At 56.8% G+C, this 21,281-nt stretch carries 20 protein-coding genes; 6 read left to right on the top strand and 14 right to left on the bottom strand.

Going from position 1 to position 21,281, the window contains the following annotated elements:
• Positions 1–217: 217 nt before the first annotated feature.
• Positions 218–2,029, bottom strand: coding sequence for a M3 family oligoendopeptidase (locus tag HOP44_RS16900; protein ID WP_172255417.1), 1,812 nt, complete (start codon positions 2,027–2,029; stop codon positions 218–220).
• 156 nt (positions 2,030–2,185) lie between these two features.
• Here HOP44_RS16900 and HOP44_RS16895 point away from each other — a divergent pair, with 156 nt between their 5' ends.
• Together HOP44_RS16895 and HOP44_RS16890 are read left to right on the top strand one after the other, a co-directional pair.
• Entirely contained in the window at positions 2,186–2,362 is a 177-nt protein-coding gene (locus HOP44_RS16895) for a YycC family protein (RefSeq protein WP_172255415.1), read from the top strand.
• 4 nt (positions 2,363–2,366) lie between these two features.
• The gene (locus HOP44_RS16890; protein ID WP_141447133.1) at positions 2,367–2,597 is read left to right on the top strand and encodes a hypothetical protein; all 231 of its coding nucleotides are present in this window, start codon (positions 2,367–2,369) and stop codon (positions 2,595–2,597) included.
• 514 nt (positions 2,598–3,111) lie between these two features.
• Here the strand turns inward: HOP44_RS16890 and HOP44_RS16885 are convergent.
• From HOP44_RS16885 to HOP44_RS16850, 8 genes are all read right to left on the bottom strand, one after another.
• Positions 3,112–4,434 carry a 6-phospho-beta-glucosidase gene (locus HOP44_RS16885; RefSeq protein WP_172255414.1) on the bottom strand — a complete coding sequence of 441 codons (1,323 nt, stop codon included), beginning with the start codon at positions 4,432–4,434 and terminating at the stop codon, positions 3,112–3,114.
• Entirely contained in the window at positions 4,431–5,405 is a 975-nt protein-coding gene (locus HOP44_RS16880) for an N-acetylglucosamine kinase (protein WP_172255412.1), read from the bottom strand. Before HOP44_RS16880 ends, HOP44_RS16885 begins: the two co-directional genes overlap by 4 nt.
• A 64-nt stretch (positions 5,406–5,469) precedes the next feature.
• The gene (locus HOP44_RS16875; protein ID WP_172255411.1) at positions 5,470–7,128 is read right to left on the bottom strand and encodes an extracellular solute-binding protein; all 1,659 of its coding nucleotides are present in this window, start codon (positions 7,126–7,128) and stop codon (positions 5,470–5,472) included.
• A gap of 26 nt (positions 7,129–7,154) precedes the next feature.
• Positions 7,155–8,048 carry a carbohydrate ABC transporter permease gene (locus tag HOP44_RS16870; RefSeq protein ID WP_172255402.1) on the bottom strand — a complete coding sequence of 298 codons (894 nt, stop codon included), beginning with the start codon at positions 8,046–8,048 and terminating at the stop codon, positions 7,155–7,157.
• 22 nt (positions 8,049–8,070) lie between these two features.
• Positions 8,071–9,027, bottom strand: coding sequence for an ABC transporter permease (locus tag HOP44_RS16865; protein WP_172255400.1), 957 nt, complete (start codon positions 9,025–9,027; stop codon positions 8,071–8,073).
• 68 nt (positions 9,028–9,095) lie between these two features.
• On the bottom strand, positions 9,096–10,037 hold the full coding sequence (locus HOP44_RS16860) for an AraC family transcriptional regulator (protein WP_172255398.1): 942 nt from the start codon (positions 10,035–10,037) through the stop codon (positions 9,096–9,098).
• Between the two features lie 317 nt (positions 10,038–10,354).
• Complete coding sequence (locus tag HOP44_RS16855; RefSeq protein ID WP_172255396.1) at positions 10,355–11,056, bottom strand: DUF2225 domain-containing protein; 702 nt, start codon at positions 11,054–11,056, stop codon at positions 10,355–10,357.
• Positions 11,057–11,102: 46 nt separating this feature from the next.
• On the bottom strand, positions 11,103–11,480 hold the full coding sequence (locus tag HOP44_RS16850; RefSeq protein ID WP_172255394.1) for a globin domain-containing protein: 378 nt from the start codon (positions 11,478–11,480) through the stop codon (positions 11,103–11,105).
• Positions 11,481–12,070: 590 nt separating this feature from the next.
• Between HOP44_RS16850 and HOP44_RS16845 the strand changes: the two genes are divergently transcribed.
• Entirely contained in the window at positions 12,071–12,871 is an 801-nt protein-coding gene (locus HOP44_RS16845; protein ID WP_172255392.1) for an NAD kinase, read from the top strand.
• Positions 12,872–13,039: 168 nt separating this feature from the next.
• Here HOP44_RS16845 and HOP44_RS16840 read toward each other — a convergent pair whose 3' ends face one another.
• Together HOP44_RS16840 and HOP44_RS16835 are read right to left on the bottom strand one after the other, a co-directional pair.
• Positions 13,040–13,846 carry a YutD family protein gene (locus tag HOP44_RS16840; protein WP_172255390.1) on the bottom strand — a complete coding sequence of 269 codons (807 nt, stop codon included), beginning with the start codon at positions 13,844–13,846 and terminating at the stop codon, positions 13,040–13,042.
• Between the two features lie 193 nt (positions 13,847–14,039).
• Positions 14,040–14,900 (bottom strand): helix-turn-helix domain-containing protein, encoded by an 861-nt coding sequence (locus HOP44_RS16835; RefSeq protein ID WP_172255388.1) that lies wholly within the window; start codon positions 14,898–14,900, stop codon positions 14,040–14,042.
• A 103-nt stretch (positions 14,901–15,003) separates the two neighbouring features.
• On the opposite strand from HOP44_RS16835, the gene HOP44_RS16830 reads away from it, so the two are divergent.
• Genes HOP44_RS16830 through HOP44_RS16820 form a run of 3 tightly spaced genes read left to right on the top strand, consistent with a single transcriptional unit; the run spans position 15,004 to position 17,866 of the window.
• A complete protein-coding gene (locus HOP44_RS16830; RefSeq protein WP_172255386.1) occupies positions 15,004–16,074 on the top strand; it encodes a Gfo/Idh/MocA family protein in 1,071 nt (356 codons plus the stop codon).
• Positions 16,075–16,076: 2 nt separating this feature from the next.
• Entirely contained in the window at positions 16,077–16,973 is an 897-nt protein-coding gene (locus tag HOP44_RS16825) for a sugar phosphate isomerase/epimerase family protein (RefSeq protein WP_172255384.1), read from the top strand.
• A 32-nt stretch (positions 16,974–17,005) separates the two neighbouring features.
• Positions 17,006–17,866, top strand: a complete 861-nt coding sequence (locus HOP44_RS16820; RefSeq protein WP_172255382.1) for a sugar phosphate isomerase/epimerase family protein — start codon at positions 17,006–17,008, stop codon at positions 17,864–17,866.
• Positions 17,867–17,967: 101 nt separating this feature from the next.
• Here the strand turns inward: HOP44_RS16820 and HOP44_RS16815 are convergent, their stop codons facing one another.
• From HOP44_RS16815 to HOP44_RS16805, 3 genes are all read right to left on the bottom strand, one after another.
• Positions 17,968–18,762: a TrmH family RNA methyltransferase gene (locus tag HOP44_RS16815; RefSeq protein ID WP_172255380.1), complete on the bottom strand. Its 795-nt coding sequence runs from the start codon at positions 18,760–18,762 to the stop codon at positions 17,968–17,970.
• Positions 18,763–18,925: 163 nt separating this feature from the next.
• Positions 18,926–19,600: a potassium channel family protein gene (locus tag HOP44_RS16810; protein WP_172255378.1), complete on the bottom strand. Its 675-nt coding sequence runs from the start codon at positions 19,598–19,600 to the stop codon at positions 18,926–18,928.
• Between the two features lie 21 nt (positions 19,601–19,621).
• Positions 19,622–21,205, bottom strand: a complete 1,584-nt coding sequence (locus HOP44_RS16805) for a peptide chain release factor 3 (RefSeq protein WP_172255376.1) — start codon at positions 21,203–21,205, stop codon at positions 19,622–19,624.
• Positions 21,206–21,281 lie beyond the last annotated feature (76 nt).

The raw sequence follows: 21,281 nt of genomic DNA, 5'->3' as shown, positions 1-21,281 counted from the left end.
AGACTCATTATAGAGCCATAAATTCTCCGCTTCAATACAACAGGCAATAATTGGTTATATATAACTATTCGCTCAAAAATAACAGCCGGTTTTCAACTATAATCAAACAAAAGACGATCAGATTCGACTCCTGATCGCCTTTTTTCGAGTTTTCGTTTTTGATATCCATACAAATTTTAACTAAATTTTGAGGCTCTTTCGCGTTTTCGATTCTTTTTTATCGGCTTTGCCCGACTTTGGATGCGGTCATATCCAGAAAAGTTCGGACGTCCGACACACTTACGTCGACTGCCGCCTGCCAAAAGTCCGCTTTTGTCAGATCCACGCCCAAATGTTTGGCAGCCAGTTCTTCGACGGCCATACGGCCGGTATCGAGCAGCAGCGCGTCGTATTTCTCCGCAAAGCCGGTACCTTCCCGCTGCGCCTGCGCATAGATGCCCGTGCTGAACAGATAGCCGAACGTGTACGGGAAGTTGTAGAACGGAACGCCCGTATTGTAGAAATGCAGCTTGGAAGCCCAGAAATGCGGATGATAATCGCTCAGCGCGCCGCAGAACGCTTCTTCCTGCGCTTCCACCATCAGATCGCTCAGATCCTGAGGGGTCAGCAGACCCAGGCGGCGTTTCTCGTAAAAGCGGGTCTCGAACAGGAAGCGCGCGTGAATATTCATGAAAAAGGCGATGCTGCGCTGGATTTTGTCTTCGAGCAGCACCATGCGTTCTTCTTCGTCCGCCGCTTTGCGCACCAGGGAATCGGCGACAATCATCTCCGCGAACGTCGACGCCGTCTCCGCCACGTTCATCGCGTACCGCTGGCTGAAGGCCGGCAGTTCGTCCATGACGTGCTGATGATAGCCGTGGCCCAGTTCATGCGCAAGCGTCGAGACATTGGATGCCGTGCCGCTGTACGTCATGAAGATACGCGTTTCCTTCGTCAGCGGAAGCGCCGTGCAGAATCCGCCCGGACGTTTGCCCGCCCGGTCTTCCGCTTCGATCCAGTTGTTGTCGAACGCGCGCTGCGCAAAATCCGCCATGCGCGGACTGAAGCTGCGGAACTGCTCCACGATCAGATCGGCCGCGTCGTCATAGGCGATCTTGGATTCGGACTCGCCGATCGGCGCATCCAAGTCATGCCAGCCGAGTTTCTCTACGTTCAGCAGCTGCGCTTTGCGTTTCAGATATTCCACGAAGACCGGCTTGTTGTCGGTAATGACCTGCCACATCGTATCGAGAGTCTCGGCGGACATCCGGTTGATCTCGAGCGGCTCGCGCAGCACGTTTTCCCAACCGCGTTTCTCGTACAGCGACAGCCGGAACCCCGCCAGATGATTGAGCGTATCCGCGCAGTAATCTTCAACGTCGGTCCACGCCTGCTCCCAGTTCCGACCCATTTCTTCGCGCTGCTTCGGATCGGTGGAGCCCAGCTTGTTGGCGGCCTGCGCCGCGGACAGATGCTTGATCTCGCCGTTCTCTTCGGACTTCACGCGCACATGGCGAACGATCGTATTGTAGAAGCTGCTCCAGCCCTGATACCCGTCGACCGAGAGCGAGAGTGCGAGACTCTCAAGCTCCGGCGTCATCTTCTCGCGCGCCTGCAAGCGGCTCTCGCTGAGATTGAACGCGACCGGCGCCACCGCCTCCTGCTGCATCCACTCCGTCCAGACGGCATCCGGCGTATTCTGCAGCACGCTGTCGAAGGTTGCGACAATGCTCTGCCAGCGGGCACGGATCGAACCGACGCGCGCCGAGAGCTGCCCGGCTTTTTGGTCGTTCTGATTCTGCGCGCCCAGGCACGATACGAATGCGCCCGCCTGACGGAACCTTGCGGATACGTTCTGCACGTCGACAAACAGCGGATCGAACGCCGCGGTCTGTTCGGCGGAGGCCGGAGGTTGAAGTCCGTTTATGCGCTTTTGCAGATCTTCCACGTCAGCCGACAATTGTTTTAGAAAAGTATCGAATTCGGCCGAAGCCGAGCCTCCCGGGAAAATCGTCTCCAAATCCCAGGTCTGTCTCAAACGGTTGCTCATGCTCTTCCTCACCTTTCGCTTCCTAATGTAGGGGCCGGAACGCTGCGTCATAATCGGTTCATGGGCCTATATGGTGTTTGATAAGGCCTCATGGTACAGTATAACTATAGCGAAAACGTCTTATGAAGCCAAATCTGACACGGGAGGGAATCCATCATGAGACCTCTGCAAATCTCGCCGGACACGGCGATCAAACTATCCAAACAGCTGAATGTTCCGATCGAACATCTGATGCATATGCCGCAGCATATCCTGATGCAGAAGCTGGCCGAGCTGGCGAAACAGGAAGCGGAAAGCAAGACCGGCAGCGACAAGACCGGGGAGAACGAATAAGCTCATGATCCCTTTTGAAAAAGCACTGCCTTACGATCATTTGATGGGCGATCTTACGGTTCCCCAGTGTCCGTTCTGCGGGGCGGAGAACGTCCTGCTGCCGATCAAGCCCTCGGAACTGGAAGACATTCATACCGGCCGCAAGCGGCTGACGGTGTTTCCGTGCTGCCACGGCAGACTGACGGTGCTGGACTGCGACGACGATTATCTGATGACGGACACGGTCGTGAAGTGAGACGCGGGTGAAAATCCTGTGCGGAAGGACCTGGGGGAAGGCGGGGCGGGCTCCGGAGAAAGTCCGTTCCGGTCGCTTGCTGCAGTCGGGAAGCCGGATTGGACAAGGATGAAGAGGAAGCTTCCCGGCTGCAGAGGCGAACGCTGCCGCTCCTGCACTGGACTTTCTCCTCCGCCCTAAGCCTTTTTCAGAGCCCTGCGGACTTCTTGGCCGGGATGAGAACCAAACCCTTCACTCCCCTGTTTTTTTGGAGGAGGAAGATTACAAAAGCCCTTCGAAGGGCTTTTTGTTATAAAAAATTAAAATCTCCGCCTACGTTGACGGAAAATCAATCAAGGGTCACCTTATCCTTATTATCAATGAGAACGCATGAGACGGTTTGGAAACGATGACATAAGCTGGCGAACGATAAATCAAAGACCTTCGAAGAGGCGCCTTCGAAGGTCTTTTTTGACGAAAATGGGTTAAAGACTTCCGTGAGTAGGATCGAGTGCGACCAACAACCAACGAAAAACTAACGAACAGCCGCTTCATTCCGGAAAAACCGCCCCAGATACCCTTTGTTGCGCTCCAGCATCTCATCCAGCATCGCTTCGGCGTCGTTCACCGAAGGCACCAGCGGATGATGGGCCAGGGCGGTCAGAGCCAGTTCGCGGCTGCCGGTCACGGCCGCTTCGATCGCGAGCCGTTCGTACGTCTTCACGGCGTGGATCAAGCCTTTGGCGGCTTCGGGAACGATCTCGACCGGAACCGGAACAGGCCCGGTCTTCAAGACTTTGCAGTTCACCTCGATGCAGGCATCGTCCGGAAGAAAATCGAGGATGCCGTTATTGGCGACATTCAACGTCTGGATGTCGCCTTTGTCGTTGTAGAGCGAGTTCATCAGCTTGACCGCCGCTTCGGAATAATAAGCGCCGCCGCGCTGTTCAAGCTGCTTGGGCTTTTCGGCCAGATTGACGTCTTCGTACAGCTCGAACAATTCGTCTTCCAATCGCTGCACCGTTTCCGCCCGGGTCTCGCCTTTGGCCGCCAATTCCTGCTGCTCGGCCAGAAGCTCGCGGTGCAGATAGAAGTATTTCAGGTAATAGGACGGGATCGCGCCAAGCGTACGCAGCAGCGCGCCGTTCCATTCGTACTGCGGCACGTTGCGGGCGGAATAACCGTCGCGATCGTCCAGCAGTTCCGGCAGCTTCGACTGTCCGTCGATCTCGATCCGGCTGATATAATGCAGATGATTGAGGCCCGCGAACTCGCAGTAAATGCGTTCGGTTGGAACCTCGTACAGCTTCGACAGCCACTTGTACGCGGCGATCGGCGAATTGCACAAACCGATCGTCCGAATCCGCGAGTGTTTGTTGATCGCTTCCGTCACCATGCCGGCCGGATTGGTGAAGTTGAGCAGCCAGGCATCGGGACACAATTCTTCCATGTCGCGGGCGACGTCAAGCAGGACCGGAATGGTCCGGAGCGCTTTCAGCATGCCGCCGGGTCCCGTCGTTTCCTGGCCGATCATGCCGTATTTGAGCGGGATCGTCTCGTCCCAGCCGCGGGCTTCCAGCATGCCGACCCGCATCTGGGTCGAGACGAAGTCCGCGTCTTTCAACGCCGAGCGGCGGTCCAGGGTCAGCGAGACTTCGATCGGCAGACCCGATTTGGCGACCATGCGCTGGGCAAGTCGGCCGACGGTGGACAGCTTGCGCAGACCCGGTTCGATATCGACCAGCACGATCTCCTTCACCGGGAACGTCGCGTAATTCAGGATAAACCCTTCGATCAGCTCGGGGGTGTAGGAAGAACCGCCTCCGATCACCGCCACTTTCAATTTATGCTGCGTCATGCACTCGCCGCCTTTACGCTTAATTGTTGATGAATCCGGCGATAAATCTCTTCATCCGTACCGCCCTGCTCGTTCATCGCCATAAACAGTGCGCCCGCCGCCGGCTCCAGCGTCAGAATGCCCAACTCGTAGGCGGGAGCCGCCGCCCGTACCTCTTCGTCCAGATACGGGACAATATAACGGCTGTCTCCGCGGGTCAGAATACTGCCGGCCATCACCAGATCGAACCGGTCGCTTTCCATGTCCAGCTTGCGGATGACCGCTCCGGCCGCGCGCCCCAGCTCCCGTCCCTGCCTGGCCAGAATGCTTCTGGCCGTCTCGTCGAATTCCGCCACTTCGAACAGCAGCTTCGCCAGATCGGCCGGAATGTGTCTGCCGGTATCCAGATAATGATGGAACATTTCTTCTTCCGAACCCATAGCCAGGCGGCGCAGGACCGCTTCCGCCAGCAGGGTCGGCCGTTCCCGGCCTTCCCAGGCCCGAATCACCGAACGGAATACTTCGACGGCCAGATCCGATCCGCCGCCGAAGTCGCCGAACGTGTATCCGAATCCGCCGACCTGAAGTTCTTCGCCCTGCCGGTTAATACCGTAGCAGTTGGTTCCCGTCCCGCAGATCACGACGACTCCATGGGCCTGGCGGGTACCCGCACGCAGCCCGATCACCGTGTCGCAGACGATCTCGTGGCGATCCAATCCAAGCCCTGCGATCATGGGGCGCAGAATCCGGAAATCGGCTTCCCGGTCGGCTCCCGCCAGCCCGAATACGGAGCGCGCCACCTGCTCTTTGCCGATCCCCGCCTGTCCCAGCGCTTCGTCTACCGCCTGCCGGATATGGCGTTCGGCGATGTCGGCACCGAGCTGGTGGTTGCCGCAGCCGCTCGAAGCGCGGCCGGCGATCCGGCCCGTTTCGTCGCAGACTACGGCGAGTGTCTTGCTGCCTCCGCCGTCAACGCCCAGATAATAATTCAAATTGGTTGCCCTCCATCAAACCGCCGCTTCCGCATGTCTGTATTTATTTTCCGTTCGGACCGGTTTATCGGCCCAGCTTGGCCAGATTCTCTTTCCACTTTTGCGTTTTGTACTCCAGCAGCTTCGCGTAACCGACCTGCTGCGCGTCTTTTTCCGCCTGGTCCATAATCGCCAGCACGTCCGCTTCGCTGCCCGCGTTCAAGATGGCCTGGGCTTTGGCTTTCTCGTAGATTTCGCCGACGCTTTGTGCAATGATGCCTTCCGCCGAATCTCCGGCAGGCGACAGATTGACGAACTCCGTCGTGTCATACTGCGTTTTCCACGTGATCTCCGACTGCCATTTCGTTTCCCAGCTTTTCTTTTCTTCCGGCAGGGTGGCTTCGAACTTCATCTTGGAATTGTCCACGTAGACCGTGTTGCCGACCCACTGCAGATTGACCGTGGAATTCATCAGCTCGTCGCGGCCTTTCGTATCCGCGGTGAACGCTTCGGTAAACAGCGGCGCTTCCTCTTCGTCGACGCCGTCCCAATACAGGCCTTCCGGTCCCCACATACTGATCCGCTGGCCTTCCGGCCCTGTGAGCCAATCGAGGAACGCGAAGATCGCTTCGGGATCTTTGGCCGTTTTGGAGATAACGCTGACGTTCCATCCGAGCTGGTTGTAGGTGCCGGGGAAAATTTTGTTCTTGTCCAGACCTTCTTTGTGCACTGGCCAGACCATGATATAGCCTGCTTCCGGATCTTCCTCGCTGAGCAGGGAATTGCCGATAGCCCCGAATTCGGTCGGGCTGGACGCCACGTAGACGGCCGCTTTGCCGGTAATGATCTTCTGTTCCACCTGTTCCAGCGGCTGCGTAAAAGCGTCCTGGCTGATCAGTTTGTCCCGGTACAGCTGATTGAAGTAGACCAGCGTTTCGCGGAATACCCCGTCCGTAAACACCGAATTCAGCGTATCGCCCGAAGGAACGGCCATCATGCTGAGCGAGCTGTACAGATAAGGACGGTTCTCCGCAAAAGCCGAAGTCATGATATCGATCGCTCCGGCGGACTGCCCGACTTCGAGCGGCACGACGTCCGGATATTTTTCTTTGACCTGCTTCAGATAGGCGTACAGGTCTTCGGTCGTTTCAAGCGACGGCTTGCCGAGCTCGTTGTAGATTTTCTTATTGACCATATAGCCGGCATTGCCGTTGGGCTGCGTCGTATACCAGTTCGGGAACTGATACAGTTTGCCGTCTTCCGAACGAAGCATATCGAGCGTTTCTTCGCCGGCCCATTTTTTGAGATTCGGATATTTGTCCAGATAATCGTCGAAAGGCACGATCGCCCCGGCTTTGCGCAGCGTCTCGACATCCGCGCCGCGCTCCATCCACATCACGTCCGGCAGCTCGCCCGACACGATCATCGTGCTCAGCTTCTGCTTGGCCTGGCCGCCGGAACTGATCGGAACGACGTTGACCTTCTTGTTGGCCTTGATCCATTCCGACGCTTTGTCCTCGCCCCAGTTCGGCATCGTGTACCAGTCGTAATGACCGTAGAACGAAAACTCCAGCGGACTTTCGCCGAGCACGTAAGCGTCTTTGCCCCCGCCTTCGGCCGAGGTGCCGCTGCCCCCTTTGGCTTCTCCGGAGCCCGATGAGCCGCCCCCCGTACATCCTGTCAGTGTGAGTGTCAATGCCAGCAGAACCGATCCGAAACGCAGTGCCTTTTTACCGTTGCCCATCGCTTTGCCCCCTTCGCCGCTTTTGTTTATTCTTTCAGAGAACCGACCAGCACACCTTTGACGAAATACTTTTGCAGGAACGGATAGACGCACAAAATGGGAATGGTTGCGACCATCATCGTGGCCATCGACAGCGATTTGGAGGTGACGGCCTTCATCCGGCTCATCCGGCCCTGGGCCGCCGAATCCATCTGCGCCATCTGCTCGCTCATAATGTTGGAATTCAAAATCTGCTGCAGCTTCGTCTGAATCGGGAGCAGATCGGCGTTGCTGATATAGATGCTCGGCGTAAACCAGTCATTCCAGTGATACACGGCCGTGAACAGCGACAAGGTGGCGATGACGGGACCCGACAAGGGAAGCACGATCCGAAACAGAACGCCCCAGTTGGAACAGCCGTCGATTTTCGCCGATTCTTCCAGTCCCGCCGGCATGCTTTTGAAAAAGGTACGGAAGATAATCATGTTCCACACGCTGATCATCCCGGGAATAATCATGACCCAGAAGGTGTTGAACAAATCGAGCGAGCGGATCAGCAGGAAAGTCGGAATCAAACCGCCGCTGAAATACATCGTGATGATACAAAAGATCATGTAGCCTTTGCGGCCGATCAGTTCGGACCTGCTCATGCCGTACGCGAAGATGGCCGTGGCTCCGATCGAGAGAAGCGTGCCGATCAGCGTACGCATCACCGAGATCGCGAAGCCGTTCACCAGGCGGCTGTCTTCGAAGACGACCTGGTAATTTTCCAGCGTAAAAGCTCTTGGCCAGAAGGTAATGCCGCCGCGCAAAGTATCCGTTCCGTTGTTGAACGAAATGACCGCCGCATTCCAGAACGGATAGAAAGCGACAAAAGCCATGACGGCGAGCAGCGCATAGACCGCCGTAAGCAGCATGCGGTCTCCGGTTGAAGGCTTCATGCCAACGCACCTCCGTTTCGATTTACCATAGGCTGTTGCCCGAGCGGCGCGCCGCGTAATTCGCCCCGACCAGCAGCAGGACGCCGAGCAGCGATTTGAACAGTCCCGCGGCGGTTGCGTACGAATACCGGTTGTTCTGGATCCCGGTCCGGTACACGTATGTATCGAGTACGTCGCCCACGTCCCTCAATACCGGATTGGACCCGAGCAGCAGGATGTCTTCGAATCCCGCGCTCAGCAGATTGCCGATCGCCAGAATGAGGAACACGATCACAACCGGCATAATCGAAGGCAGCGTAATGGAAAAGATTTGTCTGAGCTTGCCCGCTCCGTCCATGGCCGCCGCTTCGTGCATGGACGGGTCGACGCCGGCGATGGCCGCCAGATAGACGATCGAAGCGAATCCGATTTCTTTCCAGACGCCGGTCGTCACGAGAATCGTCCAGAAGTATTCCGGCAGGGAAAGGAAGTTAATCGGCTCTTTGACCAAGTTCAGACTCTGCAGCAGCATGTTGACACTCCCGTTTTCCGTGGACAGCATCGACATGACAAATCCCGAAACGATAACCCAGGACAGAAAGTGCGGCAGGTAGCTGATCGTCTGTACGACCTTTTTGAACATCCGGTGCTTGACCTCGTTCAGCATCAGCGCCAGAAGAATCGGAGCCGGGAACCCGATCAGCAGCTTCAGCAGACTGATTACGATCGTATTGCGGATGACCGTCCAGAACTCGGGAGCGCCGAAGAACATTTCGAAATGCTTGAACCCGACCCAGGGACTTCCGGAAAACCCATCGAACAGGCTGTAATCCTGAAACGCCATCAGCACGCCGTACATCGGAATATAGCTGAAGACCAAGATGAACAGCAGCGCCGGCAGCACCATCAGTTGAAGATCCCACTGCCTGCCAATCCGTTTGAACAGCGACGGCTTGGCCTTTTGTTTCTCGACGGATATCCGGTGCGTGGTATTCTGCATACGGACCCCCTTTCCCTAGCCATGTGTAAGTAGGCATCACCGCTGGAGTGACTTTTCCTGACTCAATCTTACTCGGGCAGAGGAGCTTCCACTCCGCCAAAATGATCGGAAACCGGTACTATCTTCCTGCAGCATGAATTTACTTTGCTCCGAATCAGTCTGGGCTCGGTGCCGATATGGCGTTTGAACAGGCGGTTAAAATTGGACAAAGTGCGGAATCCGCATTCCATGGCGATATCCACGATCTTCAAATCGGTCGTCTCCAGCAGGCGGTACGCATTCTCCAGGCGAATCTGGATCAGGTAGGTCAGCGGCGAGACGCCGACGGCACGGCGGAAAATATCGCTGAAGCGGGAAGGGCTGAGATAAGCGAGGCCCGCCAGTTCTTCCAGCGTCCACGAATGGGCATGCCGGTCTTCCATGGCGCGGATCACAAGGCGAATCTTCTCAAGCTGGGCGAAAGAAACGGGGTTCTTGCCCGGCTCGACATTCTCCTGGCGGAAATGCCGGTTAACCTGGACGAAAAACTGCAGCATATAGGCATAAACGACGGACACGTAAGAAGCGCGCGCCGAGTCGTGTTCTTCCTGAATCGCCAGCAGCAGCTCGCGCAGAGCCGGCAGGCGGGGATGGGCGCGATCGAGAACAGGCGTGAAATACACGCCCATTTCTTTGAACGGACTCAAGATGTCGGGATCGGAACGCTGGCTGCCCATAAACCAGGCGGCGTCGAACGTGATGACCTGCATGACCAGCCCTTCCTTCTCGTAGGCGCAGTGCAGCGCCCCCGACTGGATCAGCACGATATCCCCGGCTTCGAAATCGTAGGTCACCCCGTTGATGATGTAGTAGCCGGTACCCGCTTTGATCATATTGATCTCCAGGGCATCATGGGCATGCAGCCGCTGATACTGGGTGGTTACCCCGATCGTATCCGAGAGGTGAATCGGGTATTCCCTCGGAAAAACCACCTTTTCTTTCAGCCTGCTGTCGTTCAAAATGACGCTCATCGTTATCCCCCCGTTTCTTTTGTTGAACGCTCCCGCACATTGCTGGTTGTTACAGAATTTGTTCATTGATTGCTGTATCTTACTGAATTTCTCTGAAAAATACCTCTTTTGCCCGTACACCCCCCTATATTAGGATGAGGTTCGATTCGCGTCAACATAGATTACATCACCGAAAAGGTTTTCAATAAAAGCCCCTCTTTCTTGGCAAGGCCTGGCCGCTGTCTTTGATCCGAAAAAACGCAAAAAACCTCCCGCTCTGTCCGAACGGGAGGTCTGAATGGTTGAATATGGGGAATGCTGTCGCTTCGATTCGCGCCTCAGGACTGCTGCATCTCTGAAGGCAGTTCCATTTTGCGCGCCAGCATCTCTTCGCGCAGAGTCGCCCACTGCTCGCGGGAAGCGCGAATCATGCCCGCATCCATGATCCGCTGATCATGGATAACGCGCGAGAACCAGCGTACCGCTTCGTTGAACTCGCCCATGCGGCGGCAGAGTTCCCCGATCAGGTACATCAGACGGGCATCGCTCGGACCGGCCGATTCCGTCTCGTAGACGCGTACGTACGAATCGCGTGCGAACCCGATAAAGCGGGCTTCCTGCTCTTCGTTGCCGGCGTAGCGGTACAGCCAGGCAATATGGTGCAGCAGACTTGCGACAATCCGCTCTTTGTCCTGGATCACCTGGGCGCAGATCAGCGCAAGTTTGTAAGTCTCCAGTGCGCCTTCGAGAGTCCGTTTGCCGCCGTACTCTTTCTTTTTCGCCGCGGCTCCGAGTTTCTCCTCGAATCGCTTGCGCTGATCCGCATTCAATACGGCCGCGGAGTTTTCCGTAAAAGCAAAACCGCAGTGCGGACAGACCCGAACGACGTAATAATCCGGGTTTTCGTTTTTGTAATAGGCGCAAAAGTCCGAGTCCCGCCGGATCGTCTGTTTAAAACTCGGCCGCACCCGGCTCGTTTCGAACTTTTTGTCGCAGCACACGCAGGCGGTCGTCATTTGAAACAGCGGATCAATCTCCATAGTGATAAGCCCTTCTTTCTGATGTCTTGTGCAAGGCTGCGTCCGGTTACGGGGTATTCACAAAATGATAAGCCGGACCTTTGAGACGGGCAATCACGAATTCACGCAGCTCGTCCTCCACTTCGTTCTCTCGGAGCGCCGCATTCATGCAGGCCAACCAGGCCTCCGCCCGTTCGTTGGTCACCGGAAAACGCATATGGCGCGCCCGCATCATCGGATGCCCGTGCTGCTCCGAATAAAGCGGCGGACCGCCGAAGAACTGGGTCAGAAACTGCTGCTGCCGCTCAATGACCGGTTGAATATCCTCAGGAAACAGCGGCGCCAGCAGAGGCTCCTGCACCACGTTTGCGTAAAAGGTTTCGATAATGCGCCGCAGGCCGGCTGATTCGCCAAGCTGCTCGTAGATGTTCTGTTCGGAGTTCATATCCATTACCCGCTTTCGCATCCGATTTCGTGTGGGATGATCGTTTTGGTCCTCCGGAAGGAGGCACTCTTGTATTATAGCAAACTGTCGGCCTTTTCAGACCGGACTTTGTGCACAGTTTCCATGAAAAACAAAAAGCGCCGGGCCTGTGCCCCGCGCTGAAGCTGCTGCCGCGCGTCCGTCCCCCGGAACCGCAGCTATGTTAGACTAGAGTCTCAATATCCGCTCCATTCCTCTTCCCCGGTATGTTCCAGAGAAACGCGGATCACGTAGACAAAAGCGCATACCATGATAGCCGTTACGATACTCATTTGACCACTCCGTCCATCTCGAATTTAAGGACAACGTGCCGACATTCGGTACATGTAATCCGCCAAAAGGCCGGAAATAGAGTTTGGTTTTTTTATTCTATCATAGTTCATCAAAAAATAAAGCCATTTTGCAACCGCTTTCTCCAGGTTTGATAAGAAAATGCGCAAAAAAACTTTTTGTGCGACGGGGATGGTCCGGCATGTTAAAATGAACGGGAACAGGTGCCGGCAGAACCGCCGGCCGCAAGCCAAAACGCCGAGCAAAGGAGCGTTCAACCGTTGAAATATTATGTACTGGATCGCGGCGATCAACTGTCGATCGATTTGAGCCAACAATTCCATAAACTCGCGGCCGAAAAAGGATTCGAAATGGATTCCGAGTCTCCGGAGATCGTCGTTTCGATCGGCGGCGACGGCACGATGCTGCATGCGTTCCACTCGTTTATCGACCGTATTCCGGAGATCGCTTTTGTCGGGGTCCATACCGGGCATCTCGGTTTTTATGCCGACTGGAAAGCCCAGGATCTGCCCGAACTGATCAAATTCATGTCGGGAGCGGGCGAAGGCGGACTGGGTCCGAAGATCGTCAAGTACCCGCTGCTGGAACTTGAGATCGAACGCAAATCGGGAACTTCGATCCATACCGTATTGAACGAATTCGCTATCAAAGGCGCCGAAGCGACCATGGTCGTCCAAATCGATATCAATGACGAAGTATTCGAGATGTTCCGCGGCGACGGGATCTGCGTATCCACGCCGTCGGGCAGTACCGCCTATAACCGGGGCCTCGGCGGTGCGATCATGCACCCGACCCTCGAGGCGCTGCAGATCGCGGAGATCGCTTCGATCAACAACCGGGTCTTCCGTACGCTCGGTTCGCCGCTTGTGCTTCCGAAGCACCATCACTGCGATATCTACTCGCGCAAGGAGCAGCGGCTGCTGCTGACCATGGATCACCGCTACCTGGCGATCGACGATCTGGTCTCGGTCCGCTGCCGCGTATCGAGCCAGAAGATCAGCTTTGCGCGGTATCGCCCGTTTCCGTTCTGGAACCGGGTACGCGAAGCGTTCCTGGGCTGATCCGTTCGGAGATCCTTATTCCCACAAAAAGCACGCTCGCGGTTCGCAGACACCGCACGCGAGCCGAACTCCACACTCAAAAAGGGTACAAAAAAGCGGCTCGCTCGAGCCGCTTTTTTGTACCCTTTTCTTGAAACTTCCGTTTTCCTTAGAAGTCCCTTTCGGACGTTACTTGGCCGTTTCCTGATCCGGACGGGAAGCTTCGTTCGGAGCCGGGGCCGTCCCGGCGTTCGGATTCGGCTGTGCCGCCTGTTCGCGGCTTGGACGTTCGCCTCCGTCGCGTCGCTGTCCGGATCTCGACTCGCCGCCGCGATCCTCGCGTTTGCGGTTGCGGCCGCTCGGCTGAGCGTTCGGCTCGCCGCCGGATGCCTTCGGCTTGTCTTTGTCGCGGCCCGAATGGTCGCGGTTCGGACGTTCGCCGCGCTGCCCGTTCTTTTTGCCCGAATGGCCCTGCGCTTTTTCTTTGGATTCCTGTGCATTGGGTTCCTGGACGCCCTGCGTCCGGTCCCCGCGGCCGTTTTTGGAATCCCGGTCGCTTCGGCCGCCGCGCTGTTCCTTGCGTTCTTTCGGAGACGTATGCTCGCTTCTCTCCTTGGCGGCTTCCTGGGTCTTATGCGATTCGCGGGTTTCCCGAACCGGTTCCTTGAGCTCGCCGAGATCTTCGTACAAAGCCGCTTCCGCCGGGTCTTTGACATCCCGCATATCTTTCACTTTGCGCAGAACGAAGTAAGCACAGCCGAAGTTGCAGTGTTCCGTAATATAGTCGGTTGTAAAAGAAACCTGGGATTCCTTCGCCGCTTTGGGCTGTCCGTCGCGGTACATCCCTTTGAGACGCAGCTGGTTGTATCCCCAGTCTCCGACGATGTAATCGTAGCGCTCCAGAATTTCGCTGTAGCGGCCGCGGAACGCTTCCGCATTCCAGCCGTTTTTGTGGTTGATCATCACTTCATAGACTTTACCGCCGATTTGAAACAACAAATTTCCCTCCCCTGCCGAAACGATAGCTGTCGTAAAACTCTATATGGTTCTGGCTCTGTCCCTTCAATAAGGAATGCCCAGGCCTGTAAAAATATTTGTAAAGCTACCCCCATTATAACGGCGGCGGTTAAAAAAACCAATAAGGTATTGCGCAGCACCGGGGTTCGCACCCCGAATTGCGTGCCTCTCGTTACGGACCGACCCGGCTTCGGTACTCTCTCGGCGATACTCCCGTAATCCGCTTGAATACCCGGGAAAAGTAGAACATGTCCCGGTAGCCGAGCCGTTCCCCGATTTCTTTGACGCTCATGTCGGTATTCAGCAGCATATGGCCCGCTTCTCCCGTACGCAGACGGTGCAGAAACTCGTTGAACGGATACCCCGTATACTCGTGCACGATTCGGCGCAGCGTCGAGACCGATACATGATGCCGGGCAGCCATATCCGAGACTGTCGGCGGCAGATGCAGCACGCTCTGGATATCCTCGATGACTTTCTGCACCAAAAGCTCCCGCCGGCCCGCTTCGCGTTCTTCCCCGCCGGCGGCGATTTCGTACACAAACTGTTCCAGCTGCATCGCCGCCCGGTCGAGATTGCCCGGTGTCCCGCTGCCGACCAGCCGGAGCAGGTTCTCAAGCCTCTGGAGCAGCGCTTCGCCCACCGCCAGACCATGAACCTGGCCTTCAGGCGGCAGCCAGCCCCGGCGCCATTCTTCGACCCTTTCCCCTTCGGCCGTAAAATAGTATTCGTCCCAATACCCGCCGGGGTCGGGGCCGTAGTCGAACAGCGCTCCCGGATAGACGCAGAACCAGGATCCCGCCTCGACGCGCTGCGTTTCCCCGCCGTCGACCCGGTAATGTCCCCGTCCCCCCGTAATCAATACGATCGCCCAGTAATGGAACTGAACATTCTCCCGCTGCAGCGTCCTGCCCGGCAGATGTCCCGCGTTCACCAGCGCAATCGACTTGATGCGCCGGCGGACGGGATCGAACGGCGGCGAGAAGACGCGAATCGGAACCGGACTGATCGTATAGTCCATATACTGGGTCATCCTGAACATTCTCTCCTTTGCTCCGCTATGTTAAATTAGACCTGTCACATCGGTTATCCATGAACAAATATAACATATGAATCCCGAAAGGATGAATTCGGCCATGGAATTTGTACGTATCGGTCTTATCGGATGCGGTTCGATCTCGGATGCCCACCTGCAGGCTTACGCGTCAAATCCGCAGGTTCGCCTCACTGCGGTATGCGACCTGAACGAAGAGCGCGCCCGGCAAACGGCGGAGAAATACGCAATTGCCGACGTCTACGGAGACTACCGCGAGCTGCTCGCTTCTGCGGAGGTCGATGCCGTCAGCATCTGCACCTGGAACAACTCCCATGCGGCAATCAGTATCGAAGCGCTGCACGTCGGCAAACATGTCCTGTGCGAAAAACCGCTCTGCAAAACGGTAGACGAAGCCCTGGCGATCGAACAGGCGGTCCGGGAAAGCGGGCGCGTGCTTCAGGTCGGCTACGTGCGCCGGCATGCCTCCAATATCGAAGTGCTCAAACGCTTTATCGATGCGGGCGAGCTGGGCGAGCTGTACTATGCCAAAGCCAGCCTGATTCGCCGCCTCGGCAACCCGGGCGGCTGGTTTGCGGACGAGGAGCGTTCGGGCGGCGGGCCGCTGATCGATATCGGCGTCCATGTCATCGATCTATGCTGGTATCTGATGGGCAGACCCAAAGTCGCTTCCGTCACCGGGAACACCTACCGCAAGCTCGGCAACCGTTCGAACATCGAGAATTTCTCGTATTACCAGGCGGCCGATTTCGACCCGTCGGTCAACACGGTCGAAGACATGGCCAACGCGCTGATCCGGTTCGAGAACGGAGCTTCCCTTGCGGTCGACGTCAGTTTCTCCCTGCACGCCCGCAAAGATTCGTCGCAGATCGCCGTGTTCGGCGATCGCGGCGGCGCGGAGATCGAACCGGCCTTGTCGATCGTCACCGAACGCCACAATACCATCTTGAATATCGATCCCCAGCTGACTACGCCGGGCTTCGATTTCATAGACAGCTTCAAGCGCGAAATCGGCCATTTCGTCGATCTGTGCCAGGGCAAAGGAGAAAATCTGTGCCCGGTCGAAGACGGCGTGGATATGATCCGTCTGTTGAACGCCATTTACCGCTCGGCCGCCGAAGGCCGGGAAATCCGTTTGGATGGGGGAGAATAACGATGACCGCAAATCTGCAACTTACCCACAAAATCGGCGTGATCGTGGACAGCTTCGGAATCGGTGTCACCGAAGGGCTCAAGAAAGCCAAAGAAGTCGGAGCCGACGGCGTCCAGATCTATGCCGTATCCGGCGAGATGGACCCGGCTGTGCTGGTCGGCGCCAAACGGCGCGAGCTGCGGGACTTTATCGGGAGCCTGGGGCTTGAAATCTCGGCCCTGTGCGGCGATCTGGCGGGCCACGGGTTCCAGGACGCTTCCGTCAACCCGGAGAAAATCGAGAAGTCCAAACGAATTCTCGATCTGGCGCTCGAGCTCGGCACGAACGTCGTCACGACCCATATCGGCATCGTTCCCGAAGACCGCAGCGGCCCGATCTATGAAGCGATGCACCGCGCCTGCGAAGAACTCGCCCGGTATGCCAGCAGCCAGAATGCCTACTTTGCGATCGAGACCGGACCCGAACCGGCCGCCCATCTCAAAAGTTTTCTCGACACGCTTGGAGGCAAAGGAGTATCCGTCAACTTCGATCCGGCCAATATGGTTATGGTCACCGGAGACGATCCCGTCCGGGGCGTTCATCTGCTGAAAGACTATATCGTGCACACCCATGTCAAAGACGGACGCCGTCTGCGCGAAGTCGATCCGAAGAAAGTTTACGGCTATCTCGGCTACAGCGCGATGGACCATGAAGCGATCGCCGATATGGCTTCCGGCGGAGCCGACTTCATCGAACTGCCGCCGGGCGAAGGCGACGTGGACTTCGACGCCTATTTCCGGGCTCTGCAGGAAATCGGCTATACCGGTTACCTGACGATCGAACGCGAAGTCGGCAGCGACCCTGCCGCGGATATTGCCGGCGCGGTCCGGTTTATTGAGCGGTATCGCGGAAACGCCTGATCGTTGCACTTCGTCCCCCAAGGAGGATACTTATGAAACTAGGAATCAGTTCATACAGTTTGTATCAGGCTATGCAGCAGGGCCGCCTGACTATTGAAGAAGGGTTGGACTGGGCGGCCGGAATCGGCGGCCGGCATATCGAGATCGTGCCGGGTCTGGGTTTTGGCTTCGATGAAGATCCCGGGCTTGAAGAGCGGCTCGTCGGCCGTGCCCAAGAGCTGGGTCTGGAACTTTCGAATTATGCGATTGGCGCGAACTTTATTACGGACAGCGAAGCGTCGTACGAAGAAGAAATTGCGCGGGTGATCTCCGAAGTCGATCGCGCCAATCGTCTGGGCATCAAGCTGATGCGCCACGATGTCGCTTCGCGCGAAGACACCTCCATTCTCCGGTTCAACGAAGACCTGGAGCAGATCGCGGCGGCCTGCCGGCGCATCGCCGACCATGCGGCCGGGTACGGGATCACAACCAGCGTCGAGAACCACGGCTATTACGTTCAGGCAAGCGACCGGGTGCAGACGCTGGTCCATGCGGTGGATCGGCCAAACTTCCGCACGACGCTGGATGTCGGCAATTTTGTCTGTGTGGACGAGAATCCGCTGACTGCCGTCCGCAACAATTTGCCGATCGCTTCCATGGTGCATATCAAAGACTTCTATATCCGTCCGTCCTCCCGCAATCCCGGGGAAGGCTGGTTCACCAGCGCGGGCGGCAGCTATCTGCGCGGCGCGATTGCCGGTCACGGCGATCTCGATCTGCAGGCTATTCTCGCTCGGGTCAAATCTTCCGGTTACGACGGCTTCCTGTCGATCGAATACGAAGGCATGGAAGACTGCCTCGAAGGAACACGAATCGCTTTCAACAATGTTCGGCGGATTTGGGACGGAGTTTGAACAGGGTTCGTACGCAAAAGGCCTTTCCCCTTGATACAGGGAAAGGCTTTTTTTGAGAATTATTTTGGATACCTTTTGTTGTTCGGGGCACGGCGGTCGAACTAATTCAACCGCTGCCGTACCGCCTCGAACAGCAGCACCGAAGCGGCCATTGCCACATTCAGCGATTCCGCACGGCCCGGCATCGGGATAATGATCGTTTCGTCCACGAACGCTTCGACTTCCGGAGAGACACCGCCGCCTTCGCTGCCGAACACGAACCACGTCGCGCCGCGGTAATCCGCTTCGTAGCAGTTTTGCCGCGCCTGAAGACTGGTGCTGACAATCTTGGCCGACGCTTCGCGCGCCTGCGGCAGCAGTTCGGTCAGATCGCCTTCCACGATCGGCAGATGAAACAGCGAGCCCATCGTCGAACGCACCGTTTTGGGATTGTAGATATCCGCGCAGCCCCGGCCGATGAGCACGCCCGCCGCACCCGCGGCATCGGCGGCCCGGATGATCGTGCCGACGTTGCCGGGGTCCTGTACGCCGTCCAGCACCGCAACCAAGCCGTTTGCTGCCTCCAGGACGTTTGCAAGTTTCGCCGACGATTTGCGTACGACGGCGAATACCGGCTGCGGTGTTCTCGCTTCGGTGCATTTGGAGACGATCGCAGCCGAGACGGCGATCCAATCCGTACTGCTGCTTCGCGCATCCTGGGCCAATTCGGCCGGCACGCCCCGCGCCATGTCATAGGCGACGCATTCCACATCGGCTCCCGAGCGCAGAGCCTCCTGCACCAGATGCACGCCTTCTACCATATATTTCCCCTGGCGGTCGCGGTGCTTTTTCTCCAGTAGGCCTGCCCATTCTTTCACGCGGGCATTCGACGTCGATTCGATCTGCGCATGTCGCATCCGTTTCTCCCTCCCCTTCTTAATGTCCGTTAAAAAATCGAAAGGTATCGCAACAGCGATACCTTCATGTCCTTGCCTTATATCTTATCTAACCCATCCAACGGTTAGAAATCCTGCCTTTGCGAGAAGCGCCCCCAGCTTCTTACTCGAACAGGAATTTTCCCTAGCCGTGCTTGTCGAACGCCAGCTCCAACCGGACCAGATCGTCCCGCTCGCCGACGATGACGAGCACATCGCCTTCCCATAGACGTCCGTGCGGCTCCGGAGAAATATTCATCTTGCTTCCCCGGCGTACCGCAATGACGTTGCAGCCGTATTTTTGCCGCAAATTCAGCTCGATCAGGTTCTTCCCTACCATTCGTGCCGGGACCAGCATCTCGAAGATGCTGTAGTCGCCCGACAGCTCGATATAGTCGAGAATATTCGGCGAGGTGAGATTGTGCGCCACCCGCGTTCCCATGTCCCGCTCCGGAAAAATCACCTTGTCCGCACCGATTTTGCTGAGCACTTTGCCGTGCAGCTCGTTTTGGGCTTTGGCGATAATCATCGGCGCATTCATTTCTTTCAGGATCAGCGTGGTGAGAATGCTCGCCTGGATATCCTGTCCGATCGCGACCACGACGACATCGAAGCTGCGGATTCCGAGCGCTTTGAGCGCTTCGTCATCCGTGGAATCCGCCGATACCGCGTGGGTGACAAGGCTCGAAATCTCCTGGGTACGCTGCTGGCTGGCATCGATCGCCAGCACGTCGAAGCCCATCTGGCTCAGTGTTTTGGCTACACTGGATCCGAACCGGCCCATACCGATAACCGCGTACTGCTTTTTACCTTTTCCCATTTTCCCCGGCCTCCTTAAAAATCAGGGCGCCATTTCAAGGAACTGGGCGTCCGGATTTTTATCGATCGCAGTGCGCATGGCGTATTCATTCTCGAACAGCGCGACATAGTTGCCTTTTTTGTCTTTGACGAGCGTGGAGTTGATCCGGAATTTCGAAGGGTCGATCTCCGGGGCCACGATCCAGCGTGCAAATTGGAACGATTGGCGCTGCAGCTGTACATCGACGCCGTACTCGTTTTTCATCCGGTACTCGAACACTTCGAATTGGAGCTGTCCGACTACCCCGAGAATCGTATCGTCGAAGCTGACCGTGCGGAACACCTGGATCGTGCCTTCTTCCGTCAGCTGGTCGATTCCTTTTTGGTACTGCTTGTGCTTAAGCGCATTTTTGGCCGTGACTTTGGCGAAGATTTCCGGCGAGAACGTCGGAAGCTCGTCGAATTCGAAGCTTTGGCCTTCCACCAGCGAATCGCCGATCCGGAAAATGCCCGGGTCGAACAATCCGATAATGTCGCCGGCGTATGCCGTTTCGACGATATCGCGGTCCTGGGCCAAGAACTGCTGCGGCTGGGCCAGCTTGATGTCTTTGCCGACGCGAACGTGCTTGACGCTCATCCCCCGCTCGAACTTGCCCGATACGATACGCAGGAACGCGATCCGGTCGCGGTGCGCCGGGTTCATGTTCGCCTGGATCTTGAACACGTAGCCGCTGAATTTCTCGCGTACCGGTTCGATCTCGCCTTCCGTGCTGCGGCGCGGAGCCGGCTTCGGCGCGAGTTCCAGGAAATTCTGCAGGAAGGTCTGCAGGCCGAAGTTGTTGATCGCACTGCCGAAGAAGAGAGGCGTCAGCTCGCCGCGCGCCACTTTTTCGGGATCGAATTGATCGCCCGCTACGTCCAGCAGTTCAAGTTCTTCAGCCAGCTGGTTCGCGTGATACTCGCCGGCCATCTGCGAAATGATCGGATCGCGGTAGTCGTCGACTTTCTGGACTTTGATCTGCGAGTGGTCGTCGCCCTGGAACAGCTCGACCTGATTCTTCATCCGGTCGTAGATGCCGTTCAGCTCGCGCCCCATCCCGATCGGCCAGTTCATCGGAACGGCGCGGATGCCGAGCACCTGTTCCAGTTCTTCCATCAGGTCGAACGGACTGCGGCCTTCGCGGTCGAGTTTGTTGATAAAGGTAAAGATCGGAATCCCGCGCTTCGCGCAGACCTGGAACAGCTTGATCGTCTGCGCTTCCACGCCTTTGGCTACGTCGATCAGCATGACCGCACTGTCGGCCGCCGTCAGCGTCCGGTACGTATCTTCACTGAAATCCTGGTGACCCGGCGTATCCAGAATATTGATGCGGTGACCGTCGTAGTCGAACTGCATGACCGAGGATGTTACGGAAATCCCCCGCTGCTTCTCGATTTCCATCCAGTCGCTTGTCGCATGCTTGCTTGCTTTACGGGCTTTGACCGTTCCGGCCAGACGAATAGCGCCGCCGAAGAGCAGCAGCTTCTCCGTCAACGTCGTTTTCCCGGCATCCGGGTGAGATATAATAGCAAAAGTTCTGCGTTTCTCGACTTCATCGCGCAAAACCTTTTCTTCAGCTTCGTTCATGTTCACATTCCCTTCTGTATCGTACGTCTTCATCCCTGTATTGTACCATAATTAGAGCCCGGACAAGGATAGAATC

Origin of the sequence: Saccharibacillus deserti, from assembly GCF_013618475.1 — a bacterium.
Lineage (GTDB): Bacteria > Bacillota > Bacilli > Paenibacillales > Paenibacillaceae > Saccharibacillus > Saccharibacillus deserti.
This window is presented reverse-complemented; position numbering and strand designations above follow the sequence as displayed.

Excerpts from the sequence above, each read along its gene's own strand:
- HOP44_RS16900 (WP_172255417.1), bottom strand. The coding sequence starts at position 2,029 with ATGAGCAACCGTTTGAGACAGACCTGGGATTTGGAGACGATTTTCCCG.
- HOP44_RS16895 (WP_172255415.1), top strand. The coding sequence starts at position 2,186 with ATGAGACCTCTGCAAATCTCGCCGGACACGGCGATCAAACTATCCAAA.
- HOP44_RS16890 (WP_141447133.1), top strand. The coding sequence starts at position 2,367 with ATGATCCCTTTTGAAAAAGCACTGCCTTACGATCATTTGATGGGCGAT.
- HOP44_RS16885 (WP_172255414.1), bottom strand. The coding sequence starts at position 4,434 with ATGACGCAGCATAAATTGAAAGTGGCGGTGATCGGAGGCGGTTCTTCC.
- HOP44_RS16875 (WP_172255411.1), bottom strand. The coding sequence starts at position 7,128 with ATGGGCAACGGTAAAAAGGCACTGCGTTTCGGATCGGTTCTGCTGGCA.
- HOP44_RS16870 (WP_172255402.1), bottom strand. The coding sequence starts at position 8,048 with ATGAAGCCTTCAACCGGAGACCGCATGCTGCTTACGGCGGTCTATGCG.
- HOP44_RS16865 (WP_172255400.1), bottom strand. The coding sequence starts at position 9,027 with ATGCAGAATACCACGCACCGGATATCCGTCGAGAAACAAAAGGCCAAG.
- HOP44_RS16860 (WP_172255398.1), bottom strand. The coding sequence starts at position 10,037 with ATGAGCGTCATTTTGAACGACAGCAGGCTGAAAGAAAAGGTGGTTTTT.
- HOP44_RS16855 (WP_172255396.1), bottom strand. The coding sequence starts at position 11,056 with ATGGAGATTGATCCGCTGTTTCAAATGACGACCGCCTGCGTGTGCTGC.
- HOP44_RS16850 (WP_172255394.1), bottom strand. The coding sequence starts at position 11,480 with ATGAACTCCGAACAGAACATCTACGAGCAGCTTGGCGAATCAGCCGGC.
- HOP44_RS16835 (WP_172255388.1), bottom strand. The coding sequence starts at position 14,900 with ATGACCCAGTATATGGACTATACGATCAGTCCGGTTCCGATTCGCGTC.
- HOP44_RS16830 (WP_172255386.1), top strand. The coding sequence starts at position 15,004 with ATGGAATTTGTACGTATCGGTCTTATCGGATGCGGTTCGATCTCGGAT.
- HOP44_RS16825 (WP_172255384.1), top strand. The coding sequence starts at position 16,077 with ATGACCGCAAATCTGCAACTTACCCACAAAATCGGCGTGATCGTGGAC.
- HOP44_RS16820 (WP_172255382.1), top strand. The coding sequence starts at position 17,006 with ATGAAACTAGGAATCAGTTCATACAGTTTGTATCAGGCTATGCAGCAG.
- HOP44_RS16815 (WP_172255380.1), bottom strand. The coding sequence starts at position 18,762 with ATGCGACATGCGCAGATCGAATCGACGTCGAATGCCCGCGTGAAAGAA.
- HOP44_RS16810 (WP_172255378.1), bottom strand. The coding sequence starts at position 19,600 with ATGGGAAAAGGTAAAAAGCAGTACGCGGTTATCGGTATGGGCCGGTTC.
- HOP44_RS16805 (WP_172255376.1), bottom strand. The coding sequence starts at position 21,205 with ATGAACGAAGCTGAAGAAAAGGTTTTGCGCGATGAAGTCGAGAAACGC.